Raw genomic sequence first — 23,050 nt, 5'->3', positions numbered from 1 at the left:
AAGGTATTAGAGATGGGTGCTTGACCCGAAGCAAGATACCCCAACGCCGCATCTAGCCGCTTCGCGGCGTCGTGCGGTCCCCCTCCCCGGCAAGCGGGGAGGTACAGGTGGGGCAGACATTACTTCGTGATGACGCCCAGAACGTCGGATTCCTTCAGGATCAACAGGTCTTCGCCGTCGATCTTGACTTCCGTGCCGCCCCACTTGCCGAACAGGATGCGGTCGCCGGCCTTGACGTCGAGAGCGACTTGCTCGCCCTTGTCATTGCGCGCGCCGGGGCCGACCGAGACGACTTCGCCTTCTTGCGGCTTTTCCTTGGCGGTGTCGGGGATGATGATGCCACCCTTGGTCTTGGCTTCTTCTTCAACTCTCTTGACCAGAACGCGGTCGCCTAACGGGCGAAAGCTCATGGGATGTCTCCATTTCGTTAGATTGATTGCTTTGTTAGCAGTCTCACCGTGTGAGTGCCAATAGCGCGCTTGAAGTAGTGCCGGGGAGGGCTGGAGTCAAGGGTGGGCCCTCATGAAAAAATTACAATTCGGCGTGTAAACCACAGCGCTTCCCGACTCCGGACTCCGTAAATTAGCCCTCACATCATCCGTATCCGGAAGAGGACATCCCATGCCGAGCACCGACGCCATCAGCCTTTTGAAAGCCGACCACCGCCTCGTAAAGGACCTGTTTCGCCAGTTTGAAAAAGCTGATAACAAGCGTGACAAGGCCAAGATCGTCAAGGAGGCCGTCACCGAGCTGAAAATCCATACGGTGATCGAGGAAGAGATCTTCTATCCGGTGGTGCGCAAGGCGCTCAACAAGGCCATCGGCAAGAAAGACACCACCGAAATGATGGATGAGGCCGACGAAGAGCATCACGTCGCCAAACTGTTGATCGCCGAGCTTGACACCATGCAGGCGGGGGATGATCATTGGGAAGCCAAGTTCACCGTCCTGTCGGAAAACATCCTGCATCACGTCAAGGAAGAAGAAGGCGAGATGTTCCCGGAAGCCCGCAAGCTCGATATCGACTATGATGCCCTGGGCGCCGAAATGGCCGCGCGCAAGGACGCGCTCAAGGCGATGGCCGCCTTGCCGCCGTTCGCCGAGCAGGACCTGATCGCCAAGGGCGGCATAGCTGACTCGCCGGCCGAAAACGCCAAGACTTTCGCTTAAACCCACCTCGCAAAAAGGGAAATTACCATGTTATCTTCCAAAGCCAAGGCTGCCGCCGACAAGGTCAAATCGTTCGACGAGGAGGACGTCGAGTCCATCTCCGACATGATCCGCCATGAGGTCGAGCACGCCACCCACGTCCTGTCCGAACGCGCCAAGGAGGCTGAGGCCAAGCTGCGCGGTTTCGCCGATCACGCCAGCGATGATGTGAAGCGCTATAGCGGCCAGGCCAAGCACAAGATCGAGGAAAACCCGATCCCCTCGACTCTGATCGCGCTCGGCGTCGGCTTCGTGCTCGGCGCGCTGCTGATCCGCGGCGACCGTCGCTAGTCCTTCGATATAGAGATAGATGATGGGCGCTTCTGACCGGGTCAGGGGCGCCTATTTCTTTGTCAGTTTCACATCGGCGACGATGGGGAAGTGATCCGAGATCACCCGTCCGCCGAAGCTGTCGGTCAGCACGGCGAAGCGCGTCACCTTGAGGGCGCGATCGACAAAGATATGGTCGATGGCGTCCCCGTCGGTCTGGCGGATATCGAAATCGTTGAAGGTTCCGGTGGGCCCAAAGTCGATGGCGGTGCCTTTGCGGGCGTCCTTCAGGTTCAGCCCTGTCTCATCGCTCAGCAGCTTATAGGGGGCGCTGTCGGTGCCTGAGTTGAAATCCCCCATCACCATCACGGCCGCACCCGGCCAGCGCGGCAGGGCCTCGATCTGACGGGCGCAGTTTTCCCGCGCCACCACGCCGATATGATCGAAATGGGCGTTGCGGATATCGAGCAGGCGGCCGCTTTTGCGTTCCCGCAGGATCAGGCGCGTAAAGGTGCGCGGCAGGGCGGCATCGGCGTCCTTGCTGGGCACATCCGGTGTTTTCGAGCACCACTGGGTCTGGGCCTTCACCAGGGTAAAGCGGGCGCTGTTGTAGAACAGGGTGGTGGTTTCGCCGGCCTTGCCGTCGTCGCGGCCGATGCCGTAGTGGCCGTATACCGGCAGGCGGCTGGCGAGGTCAGCCACGGCGGGTTGGGTGGCTTCCTGAACGCCGAAGATATCCGGCCCGGTAAAGGCAATTTGCCTGGCCAATGGATCGCGACGCTCGGCCCAGCGCGGATTATCGCCTTCGACATCGACGCGGATATTGTAGCTCATCAGCCGCACCGTTTCGGCGCCGGCGGAGGTGGCCAGCAGCAACGTCAGGCCGGCGGTTATGGCTATACGCATCAGTCTTCACCCGTATTGAGATCGTTATCGTCCGGATCATATTCCACAATATCGGCCGGCTGGCACTCTAAAATCAGGCAAATCTTCGAGAGCGTCTCGAAACGCATCCCTTTCACCTTGCCGGTGCGCAGCAGGCTGAGCTGGGTTTCGGACAGGCCGATGCGCGCCGCCAGATCTTTGGCGCGCACCTTTCTTTTGGCCAGCATGACATCAAGTGTGACGCGAATGGGCATTAAACGATGTCATCCAGTTCGGAGCGTAATTTTTGGGCATTGGCGGCCAATGCGTTGCCGTTACGCGATATGGCGGCCAGGGCAAAGCCGATAATCATGAAGGGCAGGCCCGCGCCCGAATTGAACGGCAGAATTTCGGTGCCGATAAGCCGGCTTAGGATCGTTTCGAATCCCATGTACATCATGCCGCCGGCCGTCAGAAACAGGCCTGCGAGACGTAAAGGCTGTAAGGCCTTCGGCGTGAAATTGCCGGTCAGTGGGTCACGTCCGGCCATCGTGAAGAGGTTGAGCTGATAGATGGCGATGGCGATGAGCAGGGGCGCCAGACCATACACCAGCAGGATCGGCCGCGGCAGAAGAAGGTCGTAAAAATTGAAATGGTCGTCGGGCTTGGCCGCCATGATTTCGTTGGCCCTGAAGATCAGGGATACGGCAAGGTAGGCCAGGGCGACAAAGCCGGCGAAAAGGTTTTTCATGAGGCGAGGCATACGTGCTTCCTGGGTGCGATGCAGCCTGCTCAGCGGCAGGACAAGTCTCGCGTTAAGAGGTTAAGTTATTTATCTTGTGTGCATATAAATTTAAATAACACTTAAAGTCAAGCGTCCTGTTTCAGCTTTGAAATTGTCGGTTGTCGCTGCCATCTGAGACTGTTATCTGTATACCGTATACATGGAGGGGTTGATGAAAAAGCTTTTCGGTACGGCGTTACTCGCCCTGGCCCTGGCTCTGCCGTTGTCCGTCATGGCTCAGGATCATCCTGCGCCCGACAGCGCGGCGGCGGATGACGCGCCGGTCATTGTTCTTCAGGTCACCGAGGCCGCCAATCTGCGCGCCCTTGCCGATAAGGCCGGATACGATGGCCATTCGGCCGCCAGCTATGCCTTCGTCGTACCTCAGGACAAGAACGTGATGGGCAAACAGGGCGGCGGCACGGCGATTGATACCGGCGAATGGCCGGAGAACGCCTTCATCGCCCTGGTGGTCAAGGGCCACGTCTATGGCGGCGGCGGCAATGGCGCCGATGGTGGCGACACCCCGATGGTGCGCGACGGCGGACGCGGCGGCGATGCGATCTATGTCCGCGCACCTCTGGCCATCGTCATACAGCCGAAGGGCTCGATCAAGGCCGGCGGAGGCGGCGGTGCGGGCGCGGATGGCATCGGTTCGGGTGGCGGCGGTGGTTTCCCCAATGGCAAGGGCGGCGACGGCGGCAGCGCCTTGCAGGGCGACGGCGGCATCATCGTGGCCGGCAATCGCGGCTATTACGGCACCCCCGGCGGCGGCGGCAAGGGTGGTCAGCGCGGCACGCCCGGTGGTGACGGCGGCAATGCCGGTCAGGCAGGCCAATCCTTGTCACGTATGGGCGGCGGTGAGGGCTTCGCCATCCGCACCGACGAAAATCCGGTGACGCTGGATAATAAAGGTCAGCTTGTCGGGCAAGCGGGCTAAGCCATAGCTTATCCTCCCCTGATTTATCGGGGGAGGTGTCGCCGCGTAGTCGGCGACGGAGGGGGCGACCCGGAAGTCATTTAAAGAGGCCCCCTCCGGCGAGACAAGCTCGCCACCTCCCCCGCTTCGCAGGGGAGGATAAGATGCTTTAATCCACGCTCGCGCCAAACCACGCCCCATGCGGCTGGACCTCGACCGGCATGTCGAAAAGCTCGGTCAGGTGGGCGCTGTCGAGCAGGGCGGATTTGTCGCCCTCATGCAGCACGCGGCCATCGCGCAGCATGACGATATGACCGATCTCCGGCAGGATTTCCTCGATATGGTGGGTAACCAGAATAAGCGTCGTCCCGCCTTGAGCCAGTCTGCGCAAACCTTCCAGAAAGACCCGCCGCGCCGCCGGATCGAGTCCGGCGCACGGTTCATCGAGCAGCAGCGCCTTGGGCCGGTGCACCAGCGCCCGCGCGATCAGCACGCGCCGGGCCTCGCCGGTCGATAAGCTCGACATGTCGCGGCCGATCAGATGGCTGGCGCCGGTCTGTTCCAGCGCTTCCCGACTGCGGGCGCGCATATCGTCGCTGACCGCGTGCTGCTTCCAGAGCCCGCGGGCCGCGAAGAAGCCGGAGACGACGCAATCGAAGACCTCTAGCGGCGGATGGGCGTCGAAATCGAGCTGGATCGAGGAGGAGACAATGCCCATCAGGCTGCGCAGGTCGGTGACGTTCCAGCGCGCGTGGCCGAACAGCGACACGTAGCCGCCGGCCAGCGGATAAAGCTGGCGCGTGATCAGCTTGACGAGGGTGGACTTGCCCGAACCGTTGGGGCCGAGAATGGCGGTGTGCTGACCGGTGTTGAGCGTCAGGCTGAGCCCGTCGAGCAGCACGCGCTGACCGCGCACTACATGGGCGTTTCGTATCGTCAGCAGGGGCGGGGCGGTGTCATCGGCTGGCAACATGGCACTTCGCTTAACAAATTGGAGTGTGTTCCAGCAAGCCGATGGTGCACGGAACTCGCAAGAAACCTGGTGGTTGGAGGCGGATCCGAACCGCCGACCTGTGGGTTATGAATCCACCGCTCTAACCAACTGAGCTACCCAACCAAACCAGGGTCTTGTCGTGGCGCCGGCGCTTGAAAAGCGTGGCGCGATCCGCAAGCGTGTCGCGGAGCGCACGCCTATAGCCAATAAGCCGGCGGGGTTCAAGCCTCGGCGGAGAAAATTGCGCAATTTCTCCTGAGCTATCCACGAAACGCTGTTTTAACGCACCGCGCGCGAAGGATTTCGCCTTAAAAAGCGCACACGGCGGACAAATTTGCAGATAGGGATGGAATTTTCGCAAAATGTCGTCACTACTGGCCGCGCGGTGTAATTTCTGGCGTTCCGGGGTAAATTTTGTCTGATCTGATCGATGAGCTCGATGCGCGTATTCTGAACCTGATCCAGGAAGACGCCTCCCTTTCCGTGGCCGATCTGGCCGAGCGCGTGGGGCTGTCGCCTTCACCGTGCTGGCGTCGCATCAAGCGGCTGGAAGACCTAGGCGTGATCCTCAAGCGCGTCACCGTGCTCGATCCTGACCGGCTGGGCCTTGGTTTCGAGGTGTATGTCTCGGTGAAACTCTCCCTGCCGTCGCGCGCCAATCTGGAGGCCTTCGAGGCGCGGCTGGAAAACTGGCCCGAGGTCGTCAGTTGCCAGACCGTCACCGGCCACGAGGACTATATGCTGCGCGTGATGACGCGTGACATGCACGCTTATGATGATTTTCTGCGCGACAAGTTGCTGGCCTCCGATCTGGTGTCCGGAGTTGAATCGCGTATCATCATGCGCAGCGTCCGCCAGACCACGGCGGTGCCGATCAGCCTGGTGCTCGATAAGGACGCGCCAAAAGAGACAAAAGCGGCCGGAGGAAAGTAATGCGTCATGTCGTGAAGCTTGCGCTGGCGGGGCTCTGGCTCGCCTCTGGCGCGCACGCCCAGACGGTCGATCCGGCCTCCGATCTCGGCCAGTTCCGCACCCTGCGGGGTGACGGCATGACCGCGCTGCAGCAGGGCGACGCCGCGAAGGCGCTGGAAATCTTCGACAAGGCGCGCGCTATCCTGCCGGATTCGCCGTCGATCGCGCTGTTGCAGGCGCAGGTCTATATGCAGCAAAAGCGCACCGATGACGCCAAGGCGGTGCTGACTGATTATCTCAAGCGCGGCAATGTGCTCGATCTGGCCAAAAGCAGCGATTTCACCACCCTCTGGGACAGCGCGCTGGAGGACCAGCTTCAGGCCAATGAGGCGCCGTTTGGCGCTATCCGCGTGGCGGCGGCCCTGCCGGATTTCGTCATCGCCGAGGCGCTGGCCTATGAGCCGCACAATGCGCAGGTGGTCTATGTCAGCGGCATCCGCGGCGGCAATATCCTGGCCGAAGCTCCGGGCGGCGAGCGCCAGGTCATCAAATTCCGACCGGGCGTGGCCGCCTTTGGTCTGGGGCTGCATGATGGCAAGCTGTGGGCCTCCACGGCGCAAAGCCGCCAGACCGAAGGTTATGACGCTTCCAAGCCGGTGACGTCGAAGATCGTCGCTATTAATCCGGCCGATGGCGCGGTGATCTCCACGATGACGGACGCCAAGGTGGCACGCGAGTTCGGGCACCTGCTGGCGGGCAAGGACGATCTCTACGTCATCGACAACAACCACGGCGAAGTGCTGCGCCTGACCGGCTATGGCGCAACGCTCGAAGTGCTGGTGCCCGAAGGCTATATGGATTCACCGCAAGGCCTGGCCGAAAACGAGGACGGATCGCTTTTGATTGTCAGCGATTTCACCTCCGGGCTTTACCGCGTCGACCTCAAGGCCGGCAGCATGACGCGCCTGCTGGCGCCGGCCGATGGCAATCTGCTCGGTCTGTCGTCGATCGCGCGTTATGGCCATGACCTGATCGCCATCCAGAACGGCTTCAAGCCCAATCGCGTGCTGCGCATCCGTATGTCAGCGGACTGGACGCAGGCGGAATCGGTCGAGACGCTGCTGCGCTCGGAAAAGCTGCTGGCCCAGCCGTCGCAAGGGCTGGTGGCCGATGATTTCTTTGTGTTCGTCGCCAAGAGCCAGTGGAGCCATCTCGATGATCAGGGCAATCCGCGCGCGGAGACGGTCGAGCCGGCTCTGGTGGGTGTGATCAAGCTGACGCCGTAGGGGGCTTCTCCGCCATGCCCCTCAGGCGCCGCGTCTCTCGCTGATGATTGTAGGTGCCGATCGCCAGACAGATCAGCAGGCCATAGCCGCCCCAGATCCCCAGAACGACCACATAGGCCCACTGGCTGAAGCCGGAAAGGACCTGCGACATGTGCGAGGCGATGGTGTCGAGCTGGCAGGCGGCGGCAAAAAGCGTCCAGGGCTTGCGCGATTGCACCGAGAGATGAACGAGGGCGGCCAGCAGAAGAATGTCGATGATGTCGACCCACACGCCGGGGCCACTGGCTTGATGGGACTGGAAAGCCACCGACAAAAGCCAGGCGGTCAGAATATAGATGGCGCCGCGACGTTCCGCAGGACCGCCGCAACGCCAGGCCCAGACACAGCAAACGATAGCGATAAGGGTGCCGCTGATTTGCCATGCCTGGTTTAGGGTCATACCTTAAGCCGCTGTCCTTGTGCCGCCCACGATGGAAACGTGCGGGGCGGGTTTGCTCTCGCCCTTGTCGAGCGTGCCGGCCGCGACGGCGCCGCAGCCGATCTGGGTTTTCACGCCGTTCAGGTGTTCATGCGCGTCCACCATCTTGCCGCGTGCGTTCGACAACAGCGTAACAGACTCAACCAGGGTGGCAATCGCTTCCTGACCTAAGACCGGGGACAGATTGGAGTCCAGGCGCATCCGGCCAAGCTGGCTCAGCAGGGTGGACACCTCGACAAGCGCCGTTTCAACCGCATTTTCGGCAACAGTAAGCTGTTGGGCGCCATGGCGCACCATTTCGATTCTTTTCATGTTGATATTCCTTGGCCGAACGTGTGGCCGATGATCGCTCGACGGGGACGGTTACCCGGCGGAAGCGTGTAAAGTCTGGAAGACACTGAGCGCGTTCGTAGCGGCCTGGACCAGTATGCCCAGCATCAGCGGGAAAAGTATGCTGACGACGATGATCAGGCCGAGCCACTGCGGCAGGCTGAGTGTCTTTAACCGTCCTGTGAACCCGTCCCATCGTCCGCCAGCCAGGCTGTCGTTACCAGCAAGGTATGCAGCGCCTTCATGGGGCTGCACGATTTGCTCAACAGGCGTACGGTTTCCACCGCGTCCCTGATGTCGTTGTACTTGTTGTGAGTCGCCAGCATTTCCCAGACTGTTTCCAGTTCCTGAAAGCTGATCGTCATGTAATGGTCGCGGGGGAGAAAGGGCTTGTTCATGCCCCCATACAGACGCCTCCGATGGCGATGGCGGCATCCCCATTGCGGGGGGAGGCTCGTCAAGGGGGAGGCCTGCGCCCCCTTCATATTCCGCCAAAAGCCGCGCCGCCTGACGGCTGGTCGGTACGTCGAGACGCCGGCGCGCTTCGTCGGTGTGGGTCTTGACCGTATGCTCGCTGATATTGAGAAGCCGCGCGATTTCCTTGGCCTGGTAGTGCTTCGCCACCAGACGCAGAATTTCCTTCTGTCGATCAGATAACAGCTCGACGCTCTGCAAACCCACCGGCATCATTATTGTCTCCCCCTCAAGATCCGCGACCCGTTTCCAAGGGTAACGAAAATATCGGCAATAGGCCAGAGGCAGGATTTAGGAGGGGCTGCGTTCGTCGGCCAGTATGGCACGGACCAGACTCATAACGCCCTTGCGCTTGGCGGGCGTCAGTTTCACGAAGGCATTGGCCAGCGACTGTCCTTCGACACTGGCGAGGAAAGCGTCGGTATTGCCTTCTTGAAAGGGCGCGCGAACCTCTTCGTCAGAGGACAGGCCATCGAAGAAATAAGCGATGGGTATGTTGAGAAAATGCGCGATCTCATACAGCTTTGACGCCGAAATGCGATTCGAGCCGCGCTCGTATTTTTGAATTTGCTGAAAGGTCAGCCCCACGGCCTTCGCCAGTTCGGCCTGGCTGAATTTCAGTTCCTTGCGGCGCTTCCTGACAACGTCTCCGACGTGCAGGTCTGTGGCATGGGGCATGTTCGCGGTTTTAACGTCTTCATCGGTCATGAAGGAGAATTTACATACCCTTCGCAAAATGACAAGCCCAACGGCATGCTTCTGCGGGTTTTGCTCTGGTTCTTTCTGCTGCTCACAGCCCATCAAGCTATTGTGACGAAATGGCGCTTGCTATTTCGACAATGCGAATTATTCTCAATCAATATAAATTGTGGAGTCGCAGATGGTTTTACTGAGTCTTGGGTCGCAAGCCCTTATCGCCCTGCTGCAAACGGGCTGTACCAGCACGGCCGGCGATCGTCCGCATCCGGCTGCACCAGACCTGTCCTGGCTGTTATATGGCCCGGAAAGCGTTATGCGTCTACCGGCCGACGAGGGGAGCGCTTATGACTTTTCCCCGACTTTACAATCATCTAAATAGTTAACAAAATATTATTGTCATAATCGCCCGCCTGTGGCAATGCTGGCATCGGCCTTGCGTGAAGAGTACGCAAAAGGCGCCAGGATGTCCTGAAAGGACACAACCTCGCCCTTCAAGCCAATATAAGGGTAGGATGATGATGGTACGGGCTTATGTTCTGGGTGTGCTGGGGGCGCTGATCGCGCTGGGTGGTGTGGCGATTTCAACCCTGGCAAATGCCTCGACTCTGACGCCCGATCTCAGCCGGCCTTCCCTGACCGATCAGACCGTCTCGCGCGACGGCGATTTCGATGGCGATGGCCGCCGTGATGACCTTTATCTGGTGAGCGAAGCCGATACCGGGCGCATTGCTGTCCATGTTCACCTCAATACGGTCAATGGCACGCAGGATATCCGCGTCACGGCCTTCGATGGCGGCGACGGCGCGCCGGATCTGCGCGTGGTCAAGGCCGGCCGCTATCAGGCCGAATGCGGCACCTTCACCTCCGATTGCGCCACGGCCGGCATCAGCGCCGCGCATGACAGCCTTATGCTCGGCATGGATGGCGCCACCAGCCTTCTCCTGCACTGGCAGGGCGATCACTTCGAGCAGGATTTCGTGCGCAGCGACGAAGCGGCTATGGTGCACGCTTTCTCGGCGCTTTACGCCCTCAACCGTTAAGCCTTTTTCGTAAGACTTTCTGAAGGTTTTATGCGGCATGACAACGGCTCCCTTGCAGGGATGCGTTTGGGTATTGACGTGCCGCATTAAACTTTTGCAATATCTTGCATTGTGCATATCTTGTTAAAATCTTTTTGCGTAGCCTGCGGATAGTGATGGCGGTCAAAGACCGCTTCGACATAAAAAACAAGAGTGTTACGACGATGGGCCGATCAGCAGACTACAGTAAAGAAAAGTGCGCCATTGCGGCGAGTTTGGATATTATCGGCGAGCCCTGGACGCTCCTGATTATCCGCGACGCCTTCTCGGGCCTTTGCCGCTTCGAACAGTGGCAGGAAGCGCTGGGGCTGGCGCGCAATGTGCTGGCCGCGCGGCTCAAGCACCTGGTGGCGCACGGCGTCTTCGAGCAAAGTCTCTATTGCGAGCGCCCCCGGCGCTATGAATATCTGCTGACCGACAAGGGCCGCGAACTGCGCCCTATGATCCTCTTCATGCAGGACTGGGGCCAGAAGCATGTCTATGGTGAGGAGCGCGCGATTTACGAGACGATCCATACCTGTGGCCATAGTCTGTCGCCGGTGACGCATTGCGCGCACTGCGAGCAGCGCGTGCAGATGGGGGAGCTGGGCGTGCAGGAGAACCCGGACGCCATATCGTTGGCGGAACTGGTCAAGCGCCGGTTTATTGCCGAAGAGGTGGATTAGAGCATGTTACGATCTGCTTGCATCAGATCGGTGTTCTATTTTTTTTGTTTTTAAGCACTTTTCGGGAAGCGCTCTAAGTAAGTTTCCACGCCTCCTCTTTAAAAAGGGGAGGCGTTTCCACATCGGCCAAAAGCACCAGCGGCCACGCCTGATCTCTCAGGCGTGGCCGCTCATGAATCTGGTATCCAGCCCTGCCTTAAGTAAGACTGGTTTAGCGGTAAGACTGGATTCTCGTGGTGCGCAGGCCGGCCATGCCATGATTCTCAATGGCCTTTTGCCAACCCAGGAACTCTTCCGAGGTAATGTTGTAGCGTTCGCACGCATCGTCAAAGGTCAGGAGACCGCCGCGCACGGCTGCCACCACCTCTGCCTTGCGGCGTATGACCCAACGTTCCGTGCCGGCTGGCGGCAGGTCGTTGAGCGTCAGTTTTGCCCCGGTAGGACCAATCACGTATTTTTCGCCTTTGTTATCGCGGCGTTGCTCTTGAAGCATGGCGTTTTGCCTTTGTTACCATCACATACCAGCATCCTATACGCCTTCCTTAAACATCAGCTTAATTGCCATAGTAAATATATGGTAAAATTTGCGATAAGGTATCGTTAATGCTTCGTTTAATATGTGTTAGCTTTTCGCTTTCAAGTTCAGGCCGTATTAATAATTCAGTTATGTTTGAGTATAAAGCGAGGGTGGCCAATAAATACTTAGTTAACTGGCCGGCGTCGCCTTATTAGCGCTTGATGGCCAGAAGTTCCTGCAGCATTTCATCTGCGGTGGTGACAATCTTCGAGGCCGCCGAATAGGCGCGCTGGGTGGTAATGAGGCCGGTGAATTCCTGCGCCAGGTCAACGGTGGAGGCTTCAAGCGTATCGGCTTCCAGGGTGCCGGAGCCGGTCTGGCCAGGCATCTTGAGCAGGAAGGCGCCCGATTCTGTCGACACCGCGTAAGCATTGCCGGTGACGGGCGTCAGGCCGTTGGCGTTCAGGAAGGTGGCCAGGGCCACCTGCGCCAGGGTACGCGAGTTGCCGTTGTTGTAGATCGCCTTGACGATGCCGTCCTTGCCGATCTCGACCTTGGCCAAGGTGCCGAATTCTGTACCGTTGGCCTTGACCGAGTCGGTGGTGGAATCCCCCGTGATCTGGGTCAGCGAGCTGGCATTGTTGGTGACGCTGTTGACATCATAGCCGAAGGTCAGCGACGGCAGGGCCTGAGCCCCGACGCTGTCAGCCCAGCGGACAGTGGCTGCGGTATCACCCGAGGCGCCGACCACATTCAGGGTCGGGTCCATCAGGCCGCCGGTTGAGGGCGACGCGACGCTGTTGGCCGCGTCGCCGATATCAAGCGTGCCGTCCTGCTTGAAGAACAGCGAGCCGGTCGAAATCTGGTGCAGGTCGGGCGTGCCGCCGCTGATAATGTCCTTGGATGAGACTTCGTAGGCCCATTCAGTTTCACCCACGGTCGGCGCCGTGGCGCTGATGCCCTTCTTGATCAGCGAGATCGTGATATTATGCTGCTGGCCGAGCGAATCTGAAATCGTGCTCGATATGGTCGAATCCGGCTTGGTGCCGGTGCCGGTTGCGGCGTCATAGGTCGACATGGCGAGGGCCGGATCGGTCGCGTCATAGTTGGCGACCAGATCGGAAACCTTAGTTTCAGCGTTCAGGTTGGCCTTGAAGGTCACCTTGGTGGTGGCTTCGATAGCCTTGGAGAGCGCGGCCACGTTGATGGGCGCCAGCATATTGATATCGGTAGCGGAGGTGTTGATATTGCCGCTCGAATCGGCCGGCCAGCCTTCGAGATAGAACCCGCCGGCGTTGACGAGGTTGCCCTTGGTGTCGGTCGTGAAGGAACCATCGCGCGTGAACAGAAGCGAGCTGCCGGAGGTCAGGTCTTCAGCCGAATCCGACACCACGAAGAAGCCTTGGCCGTCGATGCCCAGGCTGTAGCCCGAGGTGTTGTTGTTGAGTTCGCCCTGATTGGTCGTGGTCTGGCGATTGACTGCCACAACGCCGCCTGACGAGAACGACGACTTGCTGGCCGAACCTGACACCAGATCGGTGAAGTTGGTCAGGATGCGCTTGTAGCCGGTGGTGTTGGAGTTGGCGATGTTGTTCGAGATGGTGGCGAGTGCGGTCGAGTTGGCGGCCAGGGCGGTGACGCCCGATTGCATGGCGCTGTTGATACTCATGGTGTGAAACTCCTGATACGTGCGGCGTTAAACGTGAAAAGACAAAAGAACGGAAAGTTAGGAAACGGAGGTAACGGCGGTCAGATCGACCGAGGTGTTACCGACCTTAAGAAGAATGGTGCCATCGGCATTAGCGGCTGAGGTGACGATGCCCGTGATGCCGGCAGCAGCCTGGACATCACCGCCCGCGTTGCTGGCCTTGATGCTGAGTTTGTATTGTCCGTCGGGGACGGCCTTGCCGCTGCTGTCCTTGCCATTCCAGGTGAAGGCGTGACTGCCTGACGTCAGGTCGGGGGCGTTGCCGCTCCAGACAACCGCACCGTCGGAATCTTCAATGGTCATCGTCGCCTTGTTGGCGGTGGCGCCCAGCGCATATTGCCACTCGGCCTTGCCGTCCTTGAGGGCAGCCACATCCTGATCGGCGGTGACGGTCTTGCCGATATAGCTGACGGCGGCGTTCATGTTGCTCTGGGTGCCCTGCTTAGTGAGCGCCTCAAGATACTGATTGCCCTTCAGTTGCTGCTCGACCGAGGAATACTGCACGAGTTGATTGGTCCATGCCGTGGTGTCCATCGGTGACAGCGGGTCCTGGTTCTTGATCTGGGCAGTCAGCAGATTGAGGAAGGTTGTGTAGTTGGTGGTCACTGACGACGAGCCGGAGCCGGTCTTCGTGTTGGCGGCCGTGTTGGCAGTCGCGCTGGGGGTGTTGTTTACGGTGTTGACCATGACGGATGTCCTAGACGATCAGATTGAGCGCGAGGCGCGCATCGGGTTGACGGTAGTTCAGGCTGGCCATGGCCGCGTCGAGTGTCGCGTCCATGTCGCTGTCGGCGGCCATCTGTTCGGCTTGAGCGAGGGCGCGCGCTGCCTGTTGGGCATTGTGGCGGTTCTGGCCCTGCTGGTCGTTGAGCAGAGCCTGCTGTTGCTGTTGCTGCGAATTCTGTTGCGAATTGGCGTTCTGTTGCGACAGGCTGTCCTGAGCGCGCGCATCCTGCGGCGCTGGCTGGCCATTCTGGTTCTGGTTCTGCGTGGCGTTCTGGCTTTGCGCGGCAACCACGGTGGCTTCCGGCTTGGCACGCGAAGAGAAGGTCAGGGCGTCGTCGGCGAGGGCCAGACCGGTCGCGCTGAGGGACTTGCGCAGCTCGGCTTCGTGCGCGCTGAAGGTCTCGGCGGTGACGGCGCTGTCGAAGCTCATATGCGCCGTCAGCTTGCCGTCCTTGGCAATCGTCAGCGCCACATCAACGCGGCCAAGATCGGCCGGATGCAGTTCCATGGTGAACTTGGTGGCGCCTTCGGCGTGACGCTTGTTGATCTGCACGCTGAGCGCGTTGAGGTTATCGACCGCTGTCTGCGACAAGGCGGATTGCATCACGACCGTCGCTGCGGCCGGGCTGGCGGCATAGGTCGATTGCCCTTGCGTCTGCGCCGAGATCAGCGTGAAGGCCGGGGAGGTCTCCGAAGCGGCGACGGGCGTGGCGACGACGGCGCTCTCGGCCTGGGCGCTGGCGATGGCCGCTTGGGCCTCGACCGATGGCTTTACCTGGGCCTGAGGCTGGGATTCCGGCGCTTTTGCGTTCACCGGCGCCGTGGCCGTTGTCGGCGCATGGGTCGTCAACAGGCTGACAAAATCAGCCGCCTTGGCGTTTGTCGGCTGGACAGGTGCTGCGGCAGCATCGTCCGGCAGTTTGGCTTGCGGCGTGTTCTGAGCACCCGGCAGACTGGCCTCATCCTGCGGCGCTTGCGGCGCGGCGGGCGGCGAAAACTGGGGTGGTGCGGAAGCCTGCGCTGACGCGGTCGGCAGCGGTGTCGCGGCAGGCGTGGCCAGCGGGGCTGGCTGGGCCTGAGCGACCAGACTGGCCATCAGGTCCGGGGCAGCGGTGAGATCCGAAGTCTTGTCGGCCGTTATCTTGCTGTCGGCCGTCGTGTCGTCGCTGGCCTTCGTCGCCTTGACCGGCTTGGCGGCGGCGTGCTGGACGACCATCGGCGTCACGGTCGTTGCAATACCCGTCGCCACGATCTCCGCAGGGGCGGTTTGCGGTTGCTGAGGCGCCGGGGCTACAGCGATGACCGGTGCCGCAGGCGCTGGGACGTTCGTGAGTATCGTCGTGGCAGCCGGCGTTTCAACGGGCGCTGCGACTTGCGTCTCAACGGGCTTCGGCGCTTTGATCGTTTCGGTTTTGGGGGCCGCCGCCGGGGTGGCCTCGGTTTGGGCGATAACGACGTGCGGTGCGTCCGTCAAAAGGTGTGACGATGTCTCGAGCGGCGTTTCTGATGTCGTTTCTGGCTGCGTTTCTGACGACGTTTTTGGCCAGGCTTGTGGCGCCGGCTGGGTGGCAGGCGCTGCCACGGTCGTGGTGGGCGTGTCAGTGGCAGAAGCAGAAGTTTGCGGCTGGACCACAGTCGGCTCGACCTCGACCACAGGCTGGGGCTGAACCTCTGCCAAAACCGGCGCCAAAACCGGCGCTTGCATCTGATCCGGCGTTGGCTGGGCAATCGTTTCGGTCTGTACCGTGACCGGGGTCTGGGTGACGTCCGGCGCCACGATGTCGGCTGCCGTGACCGTTGTCTGCGCGGCCATCAGAGTGGCGGCGGCATCGCCCTGGGTGGTTATGACCTGGGCGGTTGCGACTTGGGGCGCCATAACCTGCGGTAAGGACGTGTCCTGAGCCGATGCATCGCCGGTGAGCGCCGTCAGAAGGCTCTGGAACGAAACCGTGCCCCTCTCAGAGCCTTGGCCATCCGACGCAGCCTCGCCAACGGCGAGTGTCATCGCTTGGCTCGCGGTCGTGCCGGAGGCTGTCGTCAGCAAAGAGGTGAGGTCGAGGGACATGCGTATCCGCGAAAAACCAGCCGATCGGCCCGATGCATCTTGCGGCGGGCAGGTCACAAACGAGGTCAACGCATTTTGCGCATCCAATCGAGAAGCTTATGCAATCCACGGGCCAACACATAAAGTATTGAAATATTTGACTTTAAGTGAGTTTAGTTGATGGCGAAATTGCCGCCCCTACCGGCTTTCAGGGCGAAATTTGCCTAGTCTGACGGCGTTTTGGTGGCGGTTTTGGCCGGGCGGTCGCCATCGCGTGCGCCTCATACGCAGGAGCGCGCGCCCCCTGTGCACGTCTGGGCGCATACGCGCGCGAACTATCTGGCACGCGACTTGAAACGGGTAAGGGGAATTACGACCAACCCCGCCATGAGCAAAACGCTAAGTTTATGAAAAACATAAATTTTTTAGAATCAGTTTGTCAGATAACCCGGTCATTTTTGCCGGGTTGCCTGCAGGCTTTGCCGGATAAGCGGCAGAATGCGCGCGCACAGGCAGAAGTGGAAACCGCCCCATGTCACTAACCTCGATCATGAATATCGGCGTTTCGGGCCTGATGACCGCGCAGGATCAGTTGCGCGTCGTCTCCGACAACATGTCGAACATCAACACGCCGGGTTATATCCGCAAGGTCGCGCATCAGTCGAGCATCGTCACCGCCGGCGTCGGCATGGGGGTGCGCTCCGACCAGGCGACCCTGGCCGCCGACAAATATCTGCAGGCCGCGGCGCTCAAGGCTACCTCGACCTCGGCGCGCTCGGATGTCAGCTATGAACTGCTCGATCAGATCCAGGCGCAGTTTGGCGATATCACCGACAGCAACAACCTGTTCAATCAGGCAAGCGCCGCCCTGTCGTCGTTCGCCCAGATCGGCGAAGACCCGACCTCCAGCGCCGGTCGCCAGCAGGCCCTGAGCTATCTGTCGAGTTTCCTGTCGGAAGGCGACCGCATCTCCAAAAAGATCCAGACCGTGCGCGGCGACGCTGACGCCCGCATTGGTTCGGACGTCAATTCGGTCAACGACCTACTCAAGAGCATCAGCGAACTCAACGCCTCTATCTCGACCGCCACCGTCACCGGCGATGACGCCACGGGCTCGCAGACCACTCAGCTTGCCTATATCGACCAGCTTTCCAAACTGGTCGACGTCAGTGTGACGCAAAATACCAACGGCGGCGTCACGGTGCGCACCCAGTCGGGTATGTTGCTGGCCAATGACACAAACTACGCCACCCTGAGCTACAAGCCGACCACCGGCGTCGATGCCAGCACGAGCTTCGGTCCCATCAGCGTCACCGGCGTCACCGGCGAAACGCGCGACCTGACCGACAGCCTGACCTCCGGCGAGATCAAGGGGCTGCTCGATATCCGCGACAAGACGTCGGTAGCGGTCAATGCCCAGCTTAATGAATACGTCACGCAGTTTTCGGCCCAGATCAACGCCGCGCACAATGCCTCCAGCGCTGTGCCGGCCCCTGCCATCCTGACCGGCAAGAACACCAGCCTGACGGAAGGCGAGGCTATCAAGGGCTTCACCGGCGAGACGAACATCGTCACGCTCGATAGCGCCGGTAATATTGCCCACACCATGAAGATTACCTTCGACGCCGATGGCAGCGGCAATGGCGGCTACGCCGTCGATGGTGGTGGTGGTGGCACGATCGGCTTCAGCGCGTCCAGCTTTGTCAGCGATATCAATGCCGGGCTGGTCGGTGCGCAGCTCGATTTCACCGACGGCGTGATGACGCTGAAAACCAACGGCACCACCGGTAATGACGGTGTCGCCATCGTCGATTCCGCCGCAAACACCGGTACCGGCACCACGCCATCAAGCAAGTTCGGCCAGGGCTTCTCGCAGTTCTTCGGCATGAACGACGTCATCACCTCGCCGAATCCGACCAATTACAAGACCGGCCTGTCGGCAGGCGATGCTAACGGCTTCACCACCGGCACGGTCGGCTTCTCGCTGAAATCGGCGGCCGGCGCCACGGTCACCACGGTCAATGTCAGCATGACCGGCGGCGACATGACCAGCATGGTGACCTCGCTCAACGACACCTCCACCGGGCTTGGCCGCTATGGCACCTTCTCGCTCGACAGCAGCGGCACTTTGAGTTTCAAGGGCTTCGGCAACCCCGCCAATACCCTGGCGGTGAATTCGGACGACACCTCGCGCAACGGCACCGGCGCGTCCTTCAGCAAATTCTTCGGCCTGGGCGACGGCGCGGGCTCGATCGCCAGCAGTCTGTCGATCGCCGACCGGATCAACAAGGATCCGAAAGAGATGGCGCTGGCGCAGGTCAACCTCAACGCCGCCTCCGGCCTCAATGCGCTCAATGCCGGTGACGGCAAGGGGGCTCTGGCCATGGCGGCGGTGGGCAGCAAACCCACCACCTTCAATTCGGCCGGCCTCAATTCGGGCGGCCTCTCCACGCTTGAGCGCTATGCCTCTGATCTCGCCGGCCAGGTCGGCAATCTTGCCGCCAACGCCAAGACGAACAAGGAGAGCAATGCCGCTCTCCTCTCCGAAGCCGGCTCGCGCCGCGACGCCTATCAGGGCGTCAATCTCGACGAAGAACTTGTCAATCTCACCACCTACCAGCAGGCTTACAGCGCCGCCGGTCGCCTCGTTCAGGCGGCCAAGGACATGTATGACGTCCTGCTGAACATGGTCTAAAAGGTCCGTACCCATGCGTATTTCGACATCCGAAACCTGGTCAAACGCCCTCAGCAACCTGATGCTGGCGCAGGAGCGTCAGAACACAGCCAACACCCAGCTCTCGACCCAGAAGGTCGCCACCGACCTGATGGGCTACGGGCGGACCTCCGAGATCATCGCGTCCTACCAATCCTCGTTGTCGCGCACCAACGCCTATATCGACGTCACCCAGACGGTCAGCGATCGCCTCGACAGCCAGAACATCGCGCTCACCACCACGGGTGACGCCATCACCGGTGCCAAGGACCAGATCATGAGCGCCCTGGCCAATGCCGATGGCACCACCATCATGGTTGATATGCAGGGCTCCTTCGCCGCCACACTTTCGGGCCTCAACTTCCAGCATAATGGCCAGTTCCTCTTCGCCGGCGGCAGCGATAACGGCGCGCCCGTGGCGACCAGGAGCCTGGCGGAACTGGGCGGCCTGACCTCGGTCAGCGATGCCTTCACCAACGGCACGGTCAAGAAAAGCTCGCAGATCGACGCCAACACCAACATCCAGACCGGCATGCTGGCCTCGGATATCGGCACAAAGGTGATGACGATCTTCAAGGACATCCAGAACTATAACGACGACCCGGCCACCGGTCCTTTCGGCGCCAGCCTGACCGATTCGCAAAAGGCTTTCCTGTCGACCAAATCGCAGGAATTCTCAGCCGCCTATGACGATATCCTGCAGCAAACGTCGCTCAATGGCACCATGCAGACGCGTGTTGATAATACACAGACGTCGCTGAAGGGGCAGTCCAGTTCGCTCAGCAATCTGGTCGAGAGCCGTACGGCCGCCGATATGTCCAAGGCCTATACCGACATGCAGCAGGCCCAGGTGGCTGTGCAGGCATCGGCGCAGGTGCTGTCTAATCTGTCGTCATCAAGCCTGCTCAACCTGCTGAAATAGGCGGGACAAAGCCGGCGCCTTGTCCCGACAAACCCACATTTATAATTTATATCTATTACGGCTAACTGTACGGGCAGCATAATTTTCGACGGTTCTTTCTTTCTCTATGCCCCTGCTTGACGTCCTTCGCCACCACACCCGACAGCAGCACGAGGCGCTCCACCAGCATCCGCTTCTTCTGGGTCTGTCAAATCCGATCACGCTGGCGGACTTTCACCGCATCGTTCTGGCTTTCGACGCCTACTATACCCACGCCGAGGCGGCGTGCCTGGCCGACTGGCCCGAAGATGTGCCGAACGCCCCCGTGCTGGCGTGGCTGGCCAGCGACATGGCGCAGCAGGGTCTGGAAAGCTGGAGTGACCGCTTCGATTTCCATCATGCGCCGCTCGATACGCCGTCGAAACTGGCCGGCTATCTTTACACCAAGCAGGGTTCTACCCTTGGCGGCCACGTCATCAGCAAGCATCTCGAACGGCAACTGGCGCTGATACCCCATCTCGACCAGTGGTTCTTCGCCGGCTATCACGACAACGGCGCGCAGTGGAAACAGTTCGTTGTCATGCTGGAGACCTCGGGTCTTGATGAGGACGAGGCGGTAACCTCCGCCCAGCAATCTTTTGAAAATATTTGCTATTTTTGCGACGCCATGACCCTGCTTAGGCCATCGCCGATTGAGATCGCTCATGAAGCTTGAACCGAGGCAGGAGCTGACAGAGACGGAACTGGAAGAGGCGCTCAAAGAATGCGCCAAAGAGCCTATCCATATACCAGGCTCGATTCAGCCCTATGGCATGCTGTTCGTTCTCGAAGGCGCCGATCATCGCATCATCCAGGTCAGCGACAATGTCGGGCAATGGCTGCCGCAACAAACCTTTGAAGGCGTGCTCGGCAAGACTCTGGCGGACATCATCGGCGGCGAACAGGCTGAGCAGATCCGTTTCATCGTGGTCGAACGCGGCCTCATGCCGATGCGCTCGACCATCATCCGGATCGATGACCATTGGTTCGACGCCGTCGCGCACCGCGTCGACGAGAATGTCGTGGTTGAGCTTGAGATCATCGACGACAAGAAAGCGCTCGTGCGCGATTTCTTTTATGACGAACTGCGCGACTTCGCGGTCGGTCTGCGCAACGCCACCACCCTGCCGGACCTGTTCGATTTTGTGACGGCCAAAATCCGCGACATCACCGGCTTTGATCGAGTCAAGCTGTACCGGTTCGATGTGAACTGGAACGGTGAGGTAGTCGGCGAAAATAAAGCGGAATACATGCCGTCGTATCGCGGCCTGCATTTCCCGGCGTCCGACATCCCCGAACAGGCGCGCAAACTTTACACCACCAACTATATCCGCCAGATCGCCGATGTGAAATACGCGCCGGTGCCGATCATGCCGCCGTGTCACCCGGATACGCATAAGCCGCTCGACATGTCCCTGAGCGTGCTGCGCAGCGTCTCGCCCATCCACGTCCAGTATCTCGTCAATATGGGCGTTCACGCCTCGATGTCGATTTCCATTATTCAGGATGGCAAGCTGTGGGGGCTGGTCGCCTGCCACCACAATGTCGGCTACCATGTGCCCTATCGCGTCCGTATGGTCTCCGAGATCATGGGCCATATCTTTTCGGCGCAGTTGTCCTCGATGGAAGGCCTGCGCGATAAGGAGGAGCAGGAAAAGCGCAATCTGATCGTCGAGCGCCTGTCGGCCGGTTTAAAGGCCAACTTCAATCTGGCCGAACTTTTGTCGGGCCGTCAGGGTCTGGCGCTCAGCGCTATGGATTCTCAGGGTCTGGCGGTGATGACGCGCAAACGGACCCTGAGCTTTGGCGCCACGCCGCCTGAAAAGACGATAAGGCGTCTGATTGCCTGGTTGTCAGAGCATAGTTCCGGCATTTTCAGCACCCAGGAAAGCGACGTGACCTTCTCGGGCGTTGAAGGGCTTGAAGACCTGACGGGTGGTTTGCTGGCGGCGCCGGTCAGCCACACCCGGAACGACTATATGATCTGGTTCCGCACCAGCGTGCGCCAGCAGGTCAACTGGGCCGGAGCGCCTGAAAAAGTGCCTGAGCAGACCAAGGCCGGCTATCGCCTGATGCCGCGCAGTTCGTTCAAACTGTGGAAGGAAACCGTCAGGAACCGCTGTCGGCCATGGACGCGCGAAGACAACGAAACAGCACAAGACATCGTGCAGGTCGTGCTTGAAGGCGAACGCCTGACGGCCGAGCAGGCTAATGTGGCCAAGAGCGAGTTTCTCGCCAATATGAGCCACGAACTGCGCACGCCGATGAATGCCATCACCGGCATTGTCAGCCTGCTCGATCGCGGATCGCCGCTCGATGAACGTCAGAAAAAACTGCTCAGCGTGTTGCGTCTGTCGTCCGACTCGCTGCTCAACCTGATCAACGATCTGCTCGATGTCGCGAAGATCGAAAGCCACGAACTTGTGCTTGAATCGCATGCGCTCAATATCGCGGACATAGTCTCCGAGGTCGGCTCGATCATGAGCGTGCGCGCGGCCGAAAAGAACCTGATGCTCAATATCAAGTGCGCCGCCCGCACCGAACTGAACATTATGGGCGACGCCATGCGCCTGCAACAGATCATCACTAATCTGGTTAGCAACGCGGTCAAGTTCACCGACGAGGGCTTTGTCAATATTCTGGTCAAGGCCGAAGCCCTGCCGGATGCGGGCCGTCAGGTGGTCATCGACGTGGTGGATTCCGGCATCGGCATGAGCCGCGCACAGACCGAACGCATCTTCGACAAGTTCATCCAGGCCGATCCCAGCATATCGCGCCGTTTCGGCGGCACCGGGCTTGGTCTGGCCATCACGAAGCAACTGACAGAACTGATGGGCGGCACCCTTGCCGTTTCCAGCCGCGAAGGGCTGGGCAGCCGGTTTACCGTCACCTTGCCGGTCGAGAACGCCGCGCACGACGACCTGCCGCCGGAGATCGAACCGATCGCAGCCCCCAGAACGGATGCGCGCGGTCATATTCTGCTGGCCGAGGATTACGAGGGCAATATCATCGTGGCCCAGGCCATGCTGGAGGAGCAGGGCTATGACGTTATCGTGGCCCGCACCGGCAAGGCGGCGCTTGAGGCTTTCCGTGCCGGCGGGTTCGATCTGGTGCTGATGGACGTTCAGATGCCGGAAATGGATGGCTATGAAGCGACGCGCCTGATCCGTGAGTCTGAGGCGTCTGGCCAGGGCGGGCACATCCCGATCATCGGCGTGACGGCCAATGCGCTGGTCGGGGACCGTGAAAAATGCCTGGCGGCGGGGATGGATGACTATATGTCCAAGCCGTTCAATCCGGCTCAGCTTGAACACCTGATCGGCAAATATATGCCTGCGTTGAAAGCGTAACCCTGTTTTTATTCCCTTTTTGGGTTTAATCGGCTCCGCGCGCTTGCTATGCTGCGTCATCAGCCGTTTATCTGCGGCTGCTACGGGGG

Annotated in this window: 24 protein-coding genes and 1 tRNA gene; 11 read left to right on the top strand and 14 right to left on the bottom strand. The window is 60.1% G+C overall.

The features are described 5' to 3' along the window. Positions 1-119 precede the first annotated feature (119 nt). Positions 120-410, bottom strand: a complete 291-nt coding sequence (groES, locus tag B060_RS0103605) for a co-chaperone GroES (protein WP_018080385.1) — start codon at positions 408-410, stop codon at positions 120-122. Positions 411-621: 211 nt separating this feature from the next. On the opposite strand from groES, the gene B060_RS0103600 reads away from it, so the two are divergent. Next, entirely contained in the window at positions 622-1,170 is a 549-nt protein-coding gene (locus tag B060_RS0103600) for a hemerythrin domain-containing protein (protein ID WP_018080384.1), read from the top strand. Between the two features lie 27 nt (positions 1,171-1,197). Continuing rightward, positions 1,198-1,500 carry an ElaB/YgaM/YqjD family protein gene (locus tag B060_RS0103595; protein ID WP_018080383.1) on the top strand — a complete coding sequence of 101 codons (303 nt, stop codon included), beginning with the start codon at positions 1,198-1,200 and terminating at the stop codon, positions 1,498-1,500. A 51-nt stretch (positions 1,501-1,551) separates the two neighbouring features. On the opposite strand, the gene B060_RS0103590 is transcribed toward B060_RS0103595, so the two are convergent. From B060_RS0103590 to B060_RS0103580, 3 genes are read right to left on the bottom strand one after another with little or no spacing between them, the layout of a single operon-like run. Then, a complete protein-coding gene (locus B060_RS0103590; RefSeq protein WP_018080382.1) occupies positions 1,552-2,385 on the bottom strand; it encodes an endonuclease/exonuclease/phosphatase family protein in 834 nt (277 codons plus the stop codon). Next, positions 2,385-2,618: a helix-turn-helix domain-containing protein gene (locus B060_RS0103585; RefSeq protein ID WP_018080381.1), complete on the bottom strand. Its 234-nt coding sequence runs from the start codon at positions 2,616-2,618 to the stop codon at positions 2,385-2,387. The genes B060_RS0103590 and B060_RS0103585 overlap by 1 nt, the downstream gene beginning before the upstream one ends. Continuing rightward, positions 2,618-3,106, bottom strand: coding sequence for a hypothetical protein (locus B060_RS0103580; protein ID WP_018080380.1), 489 nt, complete (start codon positions 3,104-3,106; stop codon positions 2,618-2,620). Before B060_RS0103580 ends, B060_RS0103585 begins: the two co-directional genes overlap by 1 nt. Before the next feature lie 193 nt (positions 3,107-3,299). Between B060_RS0103580 and B060_RS28185 the strand changes: the two genes are divergently transcribed. Then, complete coding sequence (locus B060_RS28185; RefSeq protein ID WP_040401715.1) at positions 3,300-4,067, top strand: hypothetical protein; 768 nt, start codon at positions 3,300-3,302, stop codon at positions 4,065-4,067. Between the two features lie 148 nt (positions 4,068-4,215). On the opposite strand, the gene B060_RS0103570 is transcribed toward B060_RS28185, so the two are convergent. Together B060_RS0103570 and B060_RS0103565 are read right to left on the bottom strand one after the other, a co-directional pair. Continuing rightward, a complete protein-coding gene (locus B060_RS0103570) occupies positions 4,216-5,019 on the bottom strand; it encodes an ABC transporter ATP-binding protein (protein WP_018080379.1) in 804 nt (267 codons plus the stop codon). A 67-nt stretch (positions 5,020-5,086) separates the two neighbouring features. After that, a tRNA-Met gene (locus tag B060_RS0103565) sits at positions 5,087-5,163 on the bottom strand. Between the two features lie 291 nt (positions 5,164-5,454). Between B060_RS0103565 and B060_RS0103560 the strand changes: the two genes are divergently transcribed. Further along, a complete protein-coding gene (locus B060_RS0103560; RefSeq protein ID WP_018080378.1) occupies positions 5,455-5,973 on the top strand; it encodes an Lrp/AsnC family transcriptional regulator in 519 nt (172 codons plus the stop codon). Continuing rightward, positions 5,973-7,238 carry a tetratricopeptide repeat protein gene (locus B060_RS0103555; protein WP_018080377.1) on the top strand — a complete coding sequence of 422 codons (1,266 nt, stop codon included), beginning with the start codon at positions 5,973-5,975 and terminating at the stop codon, positions 7,236-7,238. The genes B060_RS0103560 and B060_RS0103555 overlap by 1 nt, the downstream gene beginning before the upstream one ends. On the opposite strand, the gene B060_RS0103550 is transcribed toward B060_RS0103555, so the two are convergent. The 4 genes from B060_RS0103550 to B060_RS0103535 all read right to left on the bottom strand — a co-directional run bounded on the left by B060_RS0103550 (position 7,222) and on the right by B060_RS0103535 (position 9,228). After that, entirely contained in the window at positions 7,222-7,677 is a 456-nt protein-coding gene (locus B060_RS0103550; RefSeq protein ID WP_018080376.1) for a hypothetical protein, read from the bottom strand. The two genes, B060_RS0103555 and B060_RS0103550, sit on opposite strands and share 17 nt — an antisense overlap. Before the next feature lie 3 nt (positions 7,678-7,680). Next, positions 7,681-8,028 carry a hypothetical protein gene (locus B060_RS23825; protein ID WP_155847925.1) on the bottom strand — a complete coding sequence of 116 codons (348 nt, stop codon included), beginning with the start codon at positions 8,026-8,028 and terminating at the stop codon, positions 7,681-7,683. A gap of 51 nt (positions 8,029-8,079) precedes the next feature. Further along, a complete protein-coding gene (locus tag B060_RS25975; protein ID WP_018080374.1) occupies positions 8,080-8,736 on the bottom strand; it encodes a response regulator transcription factor in 657 nt (218 codons plus the stop codon). 75 nt (positions 8,737-8,811) lie between these two features. Beyond that, the gene (locus tag B060_RS0103535; RefSeq protein WP_018080373.1) at positions 8,812-9,228 is read right to left on the bottom strand and encodes a helix-turn-helix domain-containing protein; all 417 of its coding nucleotides are present in this window, start codon (positions 9,226-9,228) and stop codon (positions 8,812-8,814) included. Positions 9,229-9,734: 506 nt separating this feature from the next. Between B060_RS0103535 and B060_RS0103530 the strand changes: the two genes are divergently transcribed. Further along, complete coding sequence (locus tag B060_RS0103530; RefSeq protein WP_018080372.1) at positions 9,735-10,259, top strand: hypothetical protein; 525 nt, start codon at positions 9,735-9,737, stop codon at positions 10,257-10,259. 155 nt (positions 10,260-10,414) lie between these two features. Continuing rightward, positions 10,415-10,963, top strand: coding sequence for a winged helix-turn-helix transcriptional regulator (locus tag B060_RS0103525; RefSeq protein ID WP_018080371.1), 549 nt, complete (start codon positions 10,415-10,417; stop codon positions 10,961-10,963). Between the two features lie 211 nt (positions 10,964-11,174). Here B060_RS0103525 and sciP read toward each other — a convergent pair whose 3' ends face one another. From sciP to B060_RS0103505, 4 genes are all read right to left on the bottom strand, one after another. After that, positions 11,175-11,456 (bottom strand): CtrA inhibitor SciP, encoded by a 282-nt coding sequence (gene sciP / locus B060_RS0103520; protein ID WP_018080370.1) that lies wholly within the window; start codon positions 11,454-11,456, stop codon positions 11,175-11,177. 235 nt (positions 11,457-11,691) lie between these two features. Next, positions 11,692-13,149: a flagellar hook protein FlgE gene (locus B060_RS0103515; RefSeq protein ID WP_018080369.1), complete on the bottom strand. Its 1,458-nt coding sequence runs from the start codon at positions 13,147-13,149 to the stop codon at positions 11,692-11,694. A 57-nt stretch (positions 13,150-13,206) separates the two neighbouring features. Continuing rightward, positions 13,207-13,875: a flagellar hook assembly protein FlgD gene (locus B060_RS0103510; RefSeq protein WP_018080368.1), complete on the bottom strand. Its 669-nt coding sequence runs from the start codon at positions 13,873-13,875 to the stop codon at positions 13,207-13,209. Between the two features lie 10 nt (positions 13,876-13,885). Beyond that, positions 13,886-15,979 carry a flagellar hook-length control protein FliK gene (locus B060_RS0103505; protein WP_026172566.1) on the bottom strand — a complete coding sequence of 698 codons (2,094 nt, stop codon included), beginning with the start codon at positions 15,977-15,979 and terminating at the stop codon, positions 13,886-13,888. A gap of 511 nt (positions 15,980-16,490) precedes the next feature. Here B060_RS0103505 and flgK point away from each other — a divergent pair. The 4 genes from flgK (at position 16,491) to B060_RS0103485 (ending at position 22,961) form a co-directional block, all read left to right on the top strand. Beyond that, positions 16,491-18,653, top strand: a complete 2,163-nt coding sequence (gene flgK / locus B060_RS0103500; protein WP_026172565.1) for a flagellar hook-associated protein FlgK — start codon at positions 16,491-16,493, stop codon at positions 18,651-18,653. A 13-nt stretch (positions 18,654-18,666) separates the two neighbouring features. Continuing rightward, positions 18,667-19,593 (top strand): flagellin, encoded by a 927-nt coding sequence (locus tag B060_RS0103495; protein ID WP_018080365.1) that lies wholly within the window; start codon positions 18,667-18,669, stop codon positions 19,591-19,593. 106 nt (positions 19,594-19,699) lie between these two features. Continuing rightward, on the top strand, positions 19,700-20,287 hold the full coding sequence (locus B060_RS25970) for a biliverdin-producing heme oxygenase (protein WP_018080364.1): 588 nt from the start codon (positions 19,700-19,702) through the stop codon (positions 20,285-20,287). Further along, on the top strand, positions 20,277-22,961 hold the full coding sequence (locus B060_RS0103485; protein ID WP_018080363.1) for an ATP-binding protein: 2,685 nt from the start codon (positions 20,277-20,279) through the stop codon (positions 22,959-22,961). Before B060_RS25970 ends, B060_RS0103485 begins: the two co-directional genes overlap by 11 nt. Positions 22,962-23,050 lie beyond the last annotated feature (89 nt).

Origin of the sequence: Asticcacaulis benevestitus DSM 16100 = ATCC BAA-896 (assembly GCF_000376105.1) — a bacterium.
GTDB lineage: Bacteria > Pseudomonadota > Alphaproteobacteria > Caulobacterales > Caulobacteraceae > Asticcacaulis > Asticcacaulis benevestitus.
Note: the sequence above shows the minus strand (reverse complement) of the source record. Positions and strands in the feature narration are given on the sequence as shown.

Coding starts and splice junctions, on each gene's coding strand:
- groES (WP_018080385.1), bottom strand. CDS start 410: ATGAGCTTTCGCCCGTTAGGCGACCGCGTTCTGGTCAAGAGAGTTGAA.
- B060_RS0103600 (WP_018080384.1), top strand. CDS start 622: ATGCCGAGCACCGACGCCATCAGCCTTTTGAAAGCCGACCACCGCCTC.
- B060_RS0103595 (WP_018080383.1), top strand. CDS start 1,198: ATGTTATCTTCCAAAGCCAAGGCTGCCGCCGACAAGGTCAAATCGTTC.
- B060_RS0103590 (WP_018080382.1), bottom strand. CDS start 2,385: ATGCGTATAGCCATAACCGCCGGCCTGACGTTGCTGCTGGCCACCTCC.
- B060_RS0103585 (WP_018080381.1), bottom strand. CDS start 2,618: ATGCCCATTCGCGTCACACTTGATGTCATGCTGGCCAAAAGAAAGGTG.
- B060_RS0103580 (WP_018080380.1), bottom strand. CDS start 3,106: ATGCCTCGCCTCATGAAAAACCTTTTCGCCGGCTTTGTCGCCCTGGCC.
- B060_RS28185 (WP_040401715.1), top strand. CDS start 3,300: ATGAAAAAGCTTTTCGGTACGGCGTTACTCGCCCTGGCCCTGGCTCTG.
- B060_RS0103570 (WP_018080379.1), bottom strand. CDS start 5,019: ATGTTGCCAGCCGATGACACCGCCCCGCCCCTGCTGACGATACGAAAC.
- B060_RS0103555 (WP_018080377.1), top strand. CDS start 5,973: ATGCGTCATGTCGTGAAGCTTGCGCTGGCGGGGCTCTGGCTCGCCTCT.
- B060_RS0103550 (WP_018080376.1), bottom strand. CDS start 7,677: ATGACCCTAAACCAGGCATGGCAAATCAGCGGCACCCTTATCGCTATC.
- B060_RS23825 (WP_155847925.1), bottom strand. CDS start 8,028: ATGAAAAGAATCGAAATGGTGCGCCATGGCGCCCAACAGCTTACTGTT.
- B060_RS25975 (WP_018080374.1), bottom strand. CDS start 8,736: ATGATGCCGGTGGGTTTGCAGAGCGTCGAGCTGTTATCTGATCGACAG.
- B060_RS0103535 (WP_018080373.1), bottom strand. CDS start 9,228: ATGACCGATGAAGACGTTAAAACCGCGAACATGCCCCATGCCACAGAC.
- B060_RS0103530 (WP_018080372.1), top strand. CDS start 9,735: ATGATGGTACGGGCTTATGTTCTGGGTGTGCTGGGGGCGCTGATCGCG.
- B060_RS0103525 (WP_018080371.1), top strand. CDS start 10,415: ATGGCGGTCAAAGACCGCTTCGACATAAAAAACAAGAGTGTTACGACG.
- sciP (WP_018080370.1), bottom strand. CDS start 11,456: ATGCTTCAAGAGCAACGCCGCGATAACAAAGGCGAAAAATACGTGATT.
- B060_RS0103515 (WP_018080369.1), bottom strand. CDS start 13,149: ATGAGTATCAACAGCGCCATGCAATCGGGCGTCACCGCCCTGGCCGCC.
- B060_RS0103510 (WP_018080368.1), bottom strand. CDS start 13,875: ATGGTCAACACCGTAAACAACACCCCCAGCGCGACTGCCAACACGGCC.
- B060_RS0103505 (WP_026172566.1), bottom strand. CDS start 15,979: ATGTCCCTCGACCTCACCTCTTTGCTGACGACAGCCTCCGGCACGACC.
- flgK (WP_026172565.1), top strand. CDS start 16,491: ATGTCACTAACCTCGATCATGAATATCGGCGTTTCGGGCCTGATGACC.
- B060_RS0103495 (WP_018080365.1), top strand. CDS start 18,667: ATGCGTATTTCGACATCCGAAACCTGGTCAAACGCCCTCAGCAACCTG.
- B060_RS25970 (WP_018080364.1), top strand. CDS start 19,700: ATGCCCCTGCTTGACGTCCTTCGCCACCACACCCGACAGCAGCACGAG.
- B060_RS0103485 (WP_018080363.1), top strand. CDS start 20,277: ATGAAGCTTGAACCGAGGCAGGAGCTGACAGAGACGGAACTGGAAGAG.